The 10,141-nt window shown below is 67.3% G+C and carries 13 protein-coding genes; 9 read left to right on the forward strand and 4 right to left on the reverse strand.

Translation table 11 applies throughout. The features are described 5' to 3' along the window. Nucleotides 1-233: 233 nt before the first annotated feature. From VK92_RS00705 to VK92_RS00715, 3 genes are all read left to right on the forward strand, one after another. Complete coding sequence (locus VK92_RS00705) at nt 234-1,151, forward strand: LysR family transcriptional regulator (RefSeq protein WP_027789893.1); 918 nt, start codon at nt 234-236, stop codon at nt 1,149-1,151. Nucleotides 1,152-1,382: 231 nt separating this feature from the next. After that, complete coding sequence (locus tag VK92_RS00710) at nt 1,383-1,733, forward strand: hypothetical protein (RefSeq protein WP_048021529.1); 351 nt, start codon at nt 1,383-1,385, stop codon at nt 1,731-1,733. Nucleotides 1,734-1,888: 155 nt separating this feature from the next. Further along, complete coding sequence (locus VK92_RS00715) at nt 1,889-2,449, forward strand: hypothetical protein (RefSeq protein ID WP_048021530.1); 561 nt, start codon at nt 1,889-1,891, stop codon at nt 2,447-2,449. Here VK92_RS00715 and VK92_RS00720 read toward each other — a convergent pair whose 3' ends face one another. Beyond that, nucleotides 2,450-3,325: a LysR family transcriptional regulator gene (locus VK92_RS00720; protein ID WP_021160509.1), complete on the reverse strand. Its 876-nt coding sequence runs from the start codon at nt 3,323-3,325 to the stop codon at nt 2,450-2,452. It lies immediately after the preceding gene. 161 nt (nt 3,326-3,486) lie between these two features. Between VK92_RS00720 and VK92_RS00725 the strand changes: the two genes are divergently transcribed. Together VK92_RS00725 and VK92_RS00730 are read left to right on the forward strand one after the other, a co-directional pair. Continuing rightward, a complete protein-coding gene (locus tag VK92_RS00725; protein WP_048021531.1) occupies nt 3,487-4,806 on the forward strand; it encodes a DUF3422 family protein in 1,320 nt (439 codons plus the stop codon). 34 nt (nt 4,807-4,840) lie between these two features. Further along, complete coding sequence (locus VK92_RS00730; protein ID WP_021160507.1) at nt 4,841-5,044, forward strand: hypothetical protein; 204 nt, start codon at nt 4,841-4,843, stop codon at nt 5,042-5,044. 39 nt (nt 5,045-5,083) lie between these two features. On the opposite strand, the gene VK92_RS00735 is transcribed toward VK92_RS00730, so the two are convergent. Further along, nucleotides 5,084-5,539, reverse strand: coding sequence for a DUF3304 domain-containing protein (locus VK92_RS00735; protein ID WP_048021533.1), 456 nt, complete (start codon nt 5,537-5,539; stop codon nt 5,084-5,086). 84 nt (nt 5,540-5,623) lie between these two features. Beyond that, entirely contained in the window at nt 5,624-6,520 is an 897-nt protein-coding gene (cynR, locus tag VK92_RS00740) for a transcriptional regulator CynR (protein ID WP_048021536.1), read from the reverse strand. 113 nt (nt 6,521-6,633) lie between these two features. Between cynR and VK92_RS00745 the strand changes: the two genes are divergently transcribed. The 3 genes from VK92_RS00745 to VK92_RS00755 all read left to right on the forward strand — a co-directional run bounded on the left by VK92_RS00745 (nt 6,634) and on the right by VK92_RS00755 (nt 8,372). Beyond that, on the forward strand, nt 6,634-7,293 hold the full coding sequence (locus VK92_RS00745) for a carbonic anhydrase (RefSeq protein WP_027789886.1): 660 nt from the start codon (nt 6,634-6,636) through the stop codon (nt 7,291-7,293). Nucleotides 7,294-7,323: 30 nt separating this feature from the next. Further along, nucleotides 7,324-7,794: a cyanase gene (cynS, locus tag VK92_RS00750; RefSeq protein WP_021160503.1), complete on the forward strand. Its 471-nt coding sequence runs from the start codon at nt 7,324-7,326 to the stop codon at nt 7,792-7,794. Between the two features lie 110 nt (nt 7,795-7,904). Then, complete coding sequence (locus VK92_RS00755) at nt 7,905-8,372, forward strand: nucleoside deaminase (RefSeq protein ID WP_048021538.1); 468 nt, start codon at nt 7,905-7,907, stop codon at nt 8,370-8,372. Between the two features lie 174 nt (nt 8,373-8,546). Here VK92_RS00755 and VK92_RS41405 read toward each other — a convergent pair whose 3' ends face one another. Next, on the reverse strand, nt 8,547-8,852 hold the full coding sequence (locus VK92_RS41405; RefSeq protein WP_131723274.1) for a hypothetical protein: 306 nt from the start codon (nt 8,850-8,852) through the stop codon (nt 8,547-8,549). A 31-nt stretch (nt 8,853-8,883) separates the two neighbouring features. Here VK92_RS41405 and VK92_RS00760 point away from each other — a divergent pair, with 31 nt between their 5' ends. Next, on the forward strand, nt 8,884-10,005 hold the full coding sequence (locus VK92_RS00760; protein ID WP_048021540.1) for an ABC transporter ATP-binding protein: 1,122 nt from the start codon (nt 8,884-8,886) through the stop codon (nt 10,003-10,005). Nucleotides 10,006-10,141 lie beyond the last annotated feature (136 nt).

Genomic DNA, 10,141 nt, shown 5'->3' on the forward strand with positions numbered 1-10,141 from the left:
TTCGTCGTCTCCGGGAATGCCCTGAGCTCGGCGCGCGGACGCCCGCCGGGCGGGCCTCGGCCGGTGCCGTGACGGCGGGCGGGGCGGGATCGGCGGGTGGGCATTCGCGTACCGGCTCCGGGTTTGTCATACCCGGGCAGGGGTTGGAGGGCCGGGCGCATCCGGACAACAATCGGCGTACTCCGAGCCCTATCTTTCGTCTTCCCTTCTTTTTTCGAAAGCGAGTAATTCCGATGGCTGCCATTCAAAGGCCCGATTGGTCGAAGCTCAGTTCGCTCGATCCGGAACTGATCCGGGCATTCGTCGCCGTGGTCGAGAGCGGCGGTTTCACCGCGGCGGCCCGGCAACTGCATCGCACGCAGTCGACGATCAGCCTGCGCATCCGCACGCTCGAGGAGCGGCTCGACACGCATCTGTTCATGCGCAACAGCCGACGGCTCGAACTGTCACGCGACGGCGAGAATTTCCTGATCCATGCGCGCCGCATCATCCAGGTGCAGAACGACGCGATCCTCGCGCTGAAGCAGGCGAGCAGCGATCGCGGCGTCGTGCGCTTCGGGCTGCCGGAGGACTACGCGGAGCTGTGGCTGCCCGACCTGCTGAAGTCGTTTTATGCGATGCGGCCGGGCGCGCGCTTTCACGTGCATTGCCGCACGTCGCTCGAACTGCTCGAACGGCTGCAGGCCGGCGAGCTCGACGTCGCGCTCGTCGTGCGGCACGGGCCGAACGCGGGCGGGCGGCTGCTCGGCCGGCACGATGTCGTGTGGGCCGCGCACCGGGATTTCGTGCTCGGCCCGCAGGCGTCGGTGCCGCTCGCGCTGTTTCCGGAGACGTGCTGCTATCGGCAGCGTGGGCTGCAGGCGCTCGCGACGGCCGGGCGGCCGTATCACGTCGTCTATACGAGCCAGAGCCCGACCGGCATCAAGATCGCGGTGAACCATGGCGCGGCCGTGACGATGATCGACCGCTGCACGCTGCCCGAGAACTGGCGCGTGCTCGACGAGACGGACGGGCTGCCGCTGCTGCCGGCGGCCGATCTCGAACTGCATCGCTCGCCGGGCATCTGCGATCCGCTGACCGACGATCTGGTGTCGCTGATCGAATCGATGGTCGACGAGCGGCGGCGTGCGTCGCTCGAAGCGTTTGCGTAGCGCGGCGGCCGACGCACGGCGTGATGGGCGCGAACCGTGGCGGCTGGCGTGCGGTCGCGGCGCGCGCATCGCGACCGCACGGCAGGCGGCCAGCCGCTGGCCACTGGTCATTGCCGTGTTGTGTCCCCGTGCCGTTTTTTGCACGGACGGCCCGTTTTTTTGCACGACGTTTATGCGGTCTCTTCTAAGCTGGGGACGTGTCGAACAGCCGAGACGGCTTCCGTCCGCTCCATGACCTTCATTCATCCCGTTCCCGCCTTCGATGTCGCCGGCCGCCAGTTGCGCGCCGGCGCACCCGACAACGTCATTCCGTTCCCGCCGCCGCGCCCGCGCCTGCAGTTGCCCGTCACGCTGACGGCCGACTCCGGAGAACACGCGCACGCGCGGCTCGCGGCGCTGCTGCATTCCCCGCTCGGCGTGTACGTCGTCGGCGCGCGTGCCGTGCGCGACGTGGTGCACGTGCACTTCGACATCGCGCCGGAAGACCTGGATTTCACGCTGCACTTGCTCATCGCGCAGCAGGCCGATGCGGTGATCGGGCCGGTCGCGCGCCGGTTGCGCGTGGGGCCGAAGGCACGGTGAAGCCGGGAACGGCTGTTGCTCGTGGATGGTGGTTCGTTCCTTGATGGCTTGTCCGATCCGCCGCCCGGTCGCCGGTCGCCGTGCCGTCCGCCGTCAGGCGGCGGACAGGCGCGCGATGCTGCGTGCGCGGTGCCGATCATGCATGCGGAGGAGTCATGGATCTATTGGAAGCAGTACCTGTCGTGCGGCCGGCGAGCGTCCGGTTACGGACGGCGTCGCTGCCGTCGGGCCAGCAACTCGAGCGTCAGCTCGTGACGACGGTGCGCGTGGCCGAAATGCTGTTGCATCAGGCGATCGTCGTGCCCGACCGGCATCAGTGGTCGGTGGACACCGAGCGGGTCGACGCGGCCGGCGGGCCGCTTGCAGCCTGGGAGCGCTTCGTGACCTGGCGGATCGGCAAGGTGTTCGCAGCGACGGTCAGCCCGGCCGCGCGCGTCAACGATCGCGACCAGGTCGCGGTCGAGATCCGGCTCTGTCTGCCCGAACAGGACTACGTGGCCGGGCGGCGCGTGAGCACCTTCGGCCGCCGCCACGGCAACCGCTTCGGCGCGACGCTGTCGGTCGCGTCGGGCGCGCAGTGGGGCTGGCAACGCGCGGAGCACGTCGCGCCGGAACACACGCAGGTATGCGGCGATACGCTGGAGGCGCTCGTCGATCGGGTGGCCGCGAACGTCAACGCGGCACTGGGCGCGGCCGGTTTCGGCGCGATGCGCTGATCACGCGTCGCCGGTCTGCCCGGTCTGACGCTGCAGGTCTTCCATCAACTGCTCCGCGAGAAAGTCGCACGGCGGCCGCTTCGATTTCGTGCTGCGCGCGAGGATCAGTTCGAGCGGCGGCAGGTCGGGCAGCCCGTGCGCGCGGCCGAGCATCGACAGTTGCGCGGGTATCGCGCAGCGCGCAAGAGGCGCGACCGCGAGGCCGGCCTCGACCATGCTGAGCAGCCCGAGCAGGCTCGGGCTTTCATACGAGGTGCGGTACGGCACCTTCGCGCGTTCGAGGCTCCGGATCGCGTTCTCGCGCGCGACGCTGCCCGGCATGAACACGGCGATCGGCAGCGGCCGCTCTTCCCACACGCGCGGCCCGTTGGTCATCGCGGCCCACGCCATCGGCTCGTGGCGGATGAAGTCGCCGGACAGCCCCTTGATGCGCGTGCCGCAGACGAGATCGACGGTGCCTTCCTTGATCAGCGGCGCGAGCGCGCTGCTCGGCAGCCCCATCACCTGGATCTCGACCTTCGGGTAGGTCGCCGAGAACTTCTTCAGCACCGACGGCAGCAGCGACGACGCATAGTCGTCCGGCACGCCGATCACGACCTTGCCGGTCACTTCCGGCCGCACCACGGCCGCCCACGCCTCGTCGCGCAGCGCCAGCATTCGTCTGGCGAATCCCAGCAGCACCTCGCCTTCACGCGTCAGCACGATGCTGCGCGGCTTGCGCACGAACAGCGGCCGCCCGATCGCGTCTTCCAGGCTCTTGATCTGCATGCTCACGGCCGACTGCGAACGGTTTACGGCCTCGGCCGCGCGGGTCATGTTGCCGGTCTCCGCGACGGCGACGACGGTAGCCAGCACGTCGTGATCGAGCATCTTCATGGGTATCAGGAAAACTGAACGTAACGATCAGCATTATGCGTTTTTATTGTTGCTGTGTGTCTGCCATAGTGCGATCACGCTGACGTTTCGCCCGAGGGCGGCGCGGCGTTCGGGCCGGACGATCCGGTGTGCGGGACTGAACAGGGAAGCGTGGTGTATCGATGATGGACCATCCGTTGCGCGCCGCGCTGGCCGCGGAATTACATGCCCGGCCGTTCCTGCGGCTCGCCGAAGCCGTGTCGCTCACGCATTACGCGATCTACGCGGACGGCCAGCCCGACATCCACGAAACGCTGCTGCACGCGCTGTGCCGCGATACCGGCATCGCCGCGCCGCACGAAGGCGCGACGCACTACGCGGTGCAGTCGCCGAGCGGCTGGCACCTGAAGTGGGAGCGCCACACCGAATTCTCGACCTTCACGTTCGTCGCGCCGCGTCGCGACACCGGTTATTTCGACGATCTCGCGATCGAGGGCATTCCGGCCGCGTGGTTCGCGCGGCTCGCCGGCATCCGCTTCGTCGCGGTGCGCATGGAGCTGCTGACGGGCGACGCCGCGCGGCTCGTCTGCGGCGACCTGCGCCGCTGGATCGACGGGCCCGCGCTCGTCGGCAGCAACGTGCTCGGCGGCGGCAAGGTGTTCTGCGACTGGCATGTGCGCGACGACGGTTTCATGCGCTTTCTCGTCGTCGACGAGGATTTCCGCGAGGAGCAGGGCGGCCGCCTGCTGCAGCGCCTGCATGAAATCGAGACGTACCGGATGATGGCCCTGCTGGCGCTGCCCGTCGCGCGCCGGATGAGCCGCGAGCTCGACGAGATCCACGCGGCGCTCCATGCGCTGATGCAGCGGATGGACGCGAGCGGCGCCGATGGCGACGACACCGCGTTGCTCGTCAAGCTCACGCATCTGGCGGTACGGGTCGAGTCGCTGTCGGGATCGGGCGCGCGCTTCAGTGCGTCGCGGGCGTACGAGAAGCTCGTGCTGGCACGCATCCACGAGTTGCGCGAGGAACGCATCGAAGGGATGCCGACGATCGCCGAATTCATGGAGCGGCGTTTCGCGCCGGCGATGGAAACCTGTCGCAGCGTATGGGCACGCCACGAACAGATCGCCGCGCGGATCGCACGGGCGGTCGACCTGCTGCGCACGCGCGTGAACCTCGCGCAGGAAAAGGACGTGACGCGTTTGCTGGCCGGGATGGAGCGCACCGCGCGCAACCAGTTTCATCTGCAGCACGCGGTCGAGGGGCTGTCGGTGGCCGCCATTTCGTACTACGTGCTGTCGCTCGCGACGGCGGCGTTCAAGGCGCTGCACGTGATGAACCTGCCGGTCGATCCCGAACTGGCGGAAGGCCTGCTGATCGCGCCGGTCGTGTTCGCGGTGATTCACATCACGCGGCGCACGCGCGCGCAGCTGGCGCGATCGGAAGCCGCACATGACGGCGCGGCGGTGCATGCGGCGGCGTTGAAGCAGGTCGGTTAGAACATCGAAAACATGATCAGGTAAAGGAGTGGAGATGACTTTTTCGCAGAAGCAACCGGAGTTCTACAGCGGTTTCGATGCCGCGTTCGACGAACCGGCACCGGACGACGCGGGTGTGCCAGAGGCCGCGCGCGTGACGTCGTATCAGGCCGTGCTGCAGGAGCCGATGACGTCGCTCGTCGGGAATACGATCGATCGGCCGGACGTCGCGGCGGTGGCGATTCTCGGTTACAACTGACGCAGTGCCGGGCGGGTGGGCTGCGCAGTCCCTTCCCGATTACCCGGCGGCACGCATGCGCGGCATCGTCGGGTACGCCACCCATCGGGCGTCGATCTTGCGGCCGGGTAGAAAGTGAAACTCGATATATCCGTCGCGCCGGTTCGGCAAAGCCGGCACGGCGACGTCGGTTTCGACGATGTCGGGCGCCTGGTTCCGGGCGTCTTCTTCAGGCGTCAGATCGTACGTGATCCTGACGTGCCAGGTCTTCTTGCCGCGCGGCACGCTCATGCAGCACATCGTGCCGCCCCCGCCGCCGAACTGGCGCGCGTGCACGCTGCCCGCGCCGAAGCCATCCACCACGAAACTGTAGACACCACGATCGGTGTAATTGAACCCCACGACGCGATACGGGCCGTCGGCGCGCGTCTGTGCGTGGATCCACCAGGCCGCGCCCGCCAGCAATGCAGCGACGGCAACCGGGTTGAGTGTCAGGCGGCGTAGCAGGTTCGGCATGTCGGTGTTCCAGTGAGTCGGTTCGGCGGCACGATCGGTCGCCGGTAGCGCCAGCGCGCGTGCCGTGCACCCCGGCGGCGGAGGTCATCGCGCGCGTCTGACGGCCCCCGCTCCGTGCGCCAGCGCCAGTTCGACGAACGCGCGCGCGGCCGCGCTCCGGTATGCCCCCTTTCGTTGCAGCAGCACGGCCGTGCGCCGCAGGACGGCCGGATCGAGCGCGATGGCGACGAGATCGTCGTGCCCGCTCGCGATCGTCGCGGGCAGCAGCGTCGCGAGGTTCGTGCGGCGCACGATCTCGATCACGGCTCCCAGCGAATTCGCTTCCATCGACACGCGCGGCCGCACGTCGTGTTCGCGGAAATAGCGGTCGATCTGCACACGTGTCGCGAACTCGGCCGTGAGCAGCACGAGCGGCGCGTCGTGCAGCGCGCGCAGGCCGGCCTTGCGTTTTCCGGCGAGCGCATGCCGGCGGTTCACGACGAGCGCGAGCGTTTCGACCAGCAGCGGTTCCGCTGCGATATCGGCCGTCTGCACCTCGTCGAACGCGATGCCGACATCGAGCTCGTCGTCGACGAGCAGCGCCTCGATGCGTTCCTGCGACATCTCGCGCACCGACAGCGACACCTCCGGATAGCGGCCGTGAAACGCCTCGACCAGCGGCCCGACGAGATAGCTCGTGAAGGTCGGCGTGACGGCGATCCGCAACGAGCCGCGGCTGAGATCCTGCACGTCGTGAATGGCACGCCGGCCTTCCGCGAGATCGTGCAGCGCCTGCCGCGCATAGCGGAAATACACGTCGCCGGCGTCGGTCAGCCGTGTCACGCGCCCGGTGCGGTCGAACAATTGCGCGCCGAGCGTCTCCTCGAGCTGGCGGATCTGCTGCGACAGCGCGGGCTGCGACACATGCAGCGCGGCGGCCGCGCGCGTGAAGCTGCGATGCTCGGCGACGGCCAGGAAGTAGTGGATATGGCGCAGCAGCATGGCGGTTCCTATAAGTCCTGCTTATCCGGTGGATCATAAATCAGTCTTTTACCTTATTGGAAGCCCGGCGTAACCTGCTCTTCATCGATTCCACCCGCACCGGAGAACACGCGATGAAGGACATCATCGAAGGCTTCCTGAAGTTCCAGCGCGACGCGTATCCGGCACGCGCCACGCTGTTCCGCGATCTCGCGCGCAGCCAGCATCCGCGCGCGCTGTTCATCTCGTGCTCGGACAGCCGGCTCGTGCCCGAACTCGTCACGCAGCGCGAACCGGGCGACCTGTTCGTGATCCGCAATGCCGGCAACATCGTGCCGTCGTATGGCCCCGAGCCGGGCGGCGTGTCGGCGTCCGTCGAATACGCGGTGGCCGCGCTGCGCGTGACCGACGTCGTGATCTGTGGCCATTCCGACTGCGGCGCGATGACCGCGATTGCCACCTGCCAGTGCATGGACCACATGCCGGCCGTCGGCCACTGGTTGCGTTATGCCGATTCGGCGCGCGTCGTGAACGAGGCGCGCACGCATCGCAGCGAACGCGAGCGGATCGACTCGATGGTGCGCGAGAACGTCGTCGCGCAACTGGCGAACCTGAAGACGCACCCCGCCGTGCGGCTCGCGCTCGAAGAAGGGCGGCTCGCGCTGCATGGCTGGGTCTACGACATCGAATCGGGCTGCATCGACGCCCATGACGGCGCGACCGGCCGGTTCGTCTCCCTGGCGGACCATCCCGAGGTCCGCGCCACGCCCGCGACGCTTCCCGTCGCGGCCTGAATCGCTCCAACCTACCCACGAGGAATTGCCATGATCCAGTCCCAGCACAGCCAGACCGCCCGCCACGCGCTCGCGGAGACCGTCGTTCTCGCGAAGGCGCGCAAGAACCTGTCGTTCGCGCAGCTCACCGAAGGCACGGGCCTGAGCGAAGCGTTCGTAACGGCCGCGCTGCTCGGCCAGCATGCGCTGCCGGCCGATGCGGCGCGCAATGTCGCCGACAAGCTCGGCCTCGACGACGACGCGGTGCTGCTCCTGCAGACGATCCCGCTGCGCGGCAGCATCGACGATCGCGTGCCGACCGACCCGACCATTTACCGCTTCTACGAAATGCTGCAGGTGTACGGCACGACGTTGAAGGCACTCGTACACGAGAAGTTCGGCGACGGCATCATCAGTGCGATCAATTTCCGGCTCGACGTGAAGAAGGTCGACGATCCGGAAGGCGGTTCGCGCGCGGTGATCACGCTCGACGGCAAGTACCTGCCGACCAAGCCGTTCTGACGCCGGCGCGGCGCCGCGGCAGCGGTGCCGCGCAGGTTCCCGCCCGACGTGCATCGGCCGGTTGAAGCCGCCGCACGTTCCCGCCATGCCGTTTCAACGAGGACGCAGCCATGGATTTTGTGAAACGCACGATCGATCTTGCGATGAAGAACGTGGAAGAGGGCGGCCGCCCGTTCGCGACGGTGATCGTCCGCGACGGCGAGATCGTCGCGGAGAGCCCGAACCTCGTCGCGCAAACCAGCGACCCGACCGCGCACGCCGAGATCCTCGCGGTGCGCGACGCGTGCCGCAAGCTCGGCACCGAGCACCTGACCGACTGCGAGATCTACATTCTCGCGAACCCGTGCCCGATGTGCCTCGGCTCGCTGTACTTCTGCAGCCCGAAACGCGTGGTCTACATCACGACGCGCGAAGACTACGCGCCGTTCTACCGCGACGACCGCAAGTATTTCGAGATCGACACGTTCTATGCCGAATACGCGAAGCCGATCGAGGAACGCCGGTTGCCGATGGTGCAGCAGAAGCACGGCGGCGCGATCGACGTGTACCGGCGCTGGAAGAAACTGAACGCGAAGTGACGTGACCCGCGCGGCGCCCAGGCCGCGCGTTGCAGCCGCCCGGCTGCTCGTTTTCCCCACCCTCCGTTTCGTCTTCCGTGTCATCCAGCGGCGCCCGTGCCGCCGGGGCGCCCGCGCTGCCGCGCGAGGCGGGTCGCGCCCCCGTTTTCCCGCCTTCCCAAACATCGATCCCGTTCAATGTCCGGAACGGAAATCCGCGATCCAAAAGGTTTTTGACGGGTTTAAAAATTCGCACTGGAGACGACGGAAACGTGCGGAAAGCCCGATGAAAACCGATGAAATCTTCATGACAGCCAGCGTGGTGGCCGCGGTCGTTCGCGACTGATCGCCATCGATCGCCGTGCGTTTTCCCTGCCGGTTTCGTTGCGCCATTCGTTCCGGACGAGGAATCGCTCGATCCCTCTCCGCCAGCACCGCTCGACTGCCGCCGGTCGCGCTTGACGCCTGAGATTCGCTTACCTGCTTGAAACGGACCATCATGAAACGGGATTCATTCAGTACACCTGATGCGATGCATCGACCGACGACGCACATGCTCGAGCCGAACGACGCCTTCGTGCGCATCGAAAACGTCGTGAAGAAATTCGGCGACAGCACGGCCGTCGACAACGTGAACCTGACGATCGCGAAGAACGAACTGTTCGCGCTGCTCGGTAGCTCGGGCTGCGGCAAGTCGACGCTGCTGCGCATGCTCGCCGGGCTGGAAACGGCCACCTCCGGCAAGATCTTCGTCGACGGCGAGGATCTCGCGTCGCTGCCGCCGTACCGCCGCCCGGTCAACATGATGTTCCAGTCGTACGCGCTGTTCCCGCACATGACGGTCGAATCGAACGTCGCGTTCGGCCTGAAGCAGGAAGGCACGCCGAAGAACGAGATCCGGGAACGCGTGGCCGACGCGCTCGCGCTCGTGCAGATGAGCAAGTACGCGAAGCGCAAGCCGCATCAGCTCTCCGGCGGTCAGCAGCAGCGCGTCGCGCTCGCGCGCTCGCTGGTCAAGCGCCCGAAGCTGCTGCTGCTCGACGAGCCGATGTCCGCGCTCGACAAGAAGATCCGCCAGAAGACCCAGCTCGAACTCGTGAACATCATCGAGAAGGTCGACGTGACCTGCGTGATGGTCACGCACGACCAGGAAGAGGCGATGACGATGGCGAGCCGCCTCGCGGTGATGAGCGAAGGCAAGATCGTGCAGATCGGCTCGCCCGGCGAAGTCTACGAATACCCGAACAGCCGTTTCTCGGCCGAATTCATCGGCTCGACCAACCTGTTCGAGGGACGCGTGGTCGAGGACGAACCCGACCATATCTTCGTCGAGAGCGACGACCTCGAGGCGCGCATGTACGTGAGCCACGGCGTGACGGGCCCGCTCGGGATGCCGGTCGGCATCTCGGTGCGCCCGGAGCGCGTGCACGTGTCGCGCGAGAAACCGGGCTCGAAACACAACTGGGCACGCGGTGTCGTGACCGACATCGCGTACATGGGCAGCTACTCGCTGTACCACGTGCGCCTGCCGAGCGGCAAGACGGTGGTGTCGAACCTGTCGAGCTCGCACCTGATGAACGACAACGCGCCGGCGTGGAACGACGACGTGTTCGTGTCGTGGTCGCCGGCCAGCGGCGTCGTGCTGACGCAGTGAGGACGACGCGATGAGAACCTCCGCCTCCAATCCGTCCGCGCCGGTGCCGACCGGCGCCGCGAGCGCCGGCGCCGGCCGCGCCCGCCCGGGCCGCTTCGACTTTCTGTCGCGCTTCCTGCCGTCGGGCCGCAGCGTC

Source organism: Burkholderia sp. LK4 (genome assembly GCF_001043615.1).
Lineage (GTDB): Bacteria > Pseudomonadota > Gammaproteobacteria > Burkholderiales > Burkholderiaceae > Burkholderia > Burkholderia cepacia.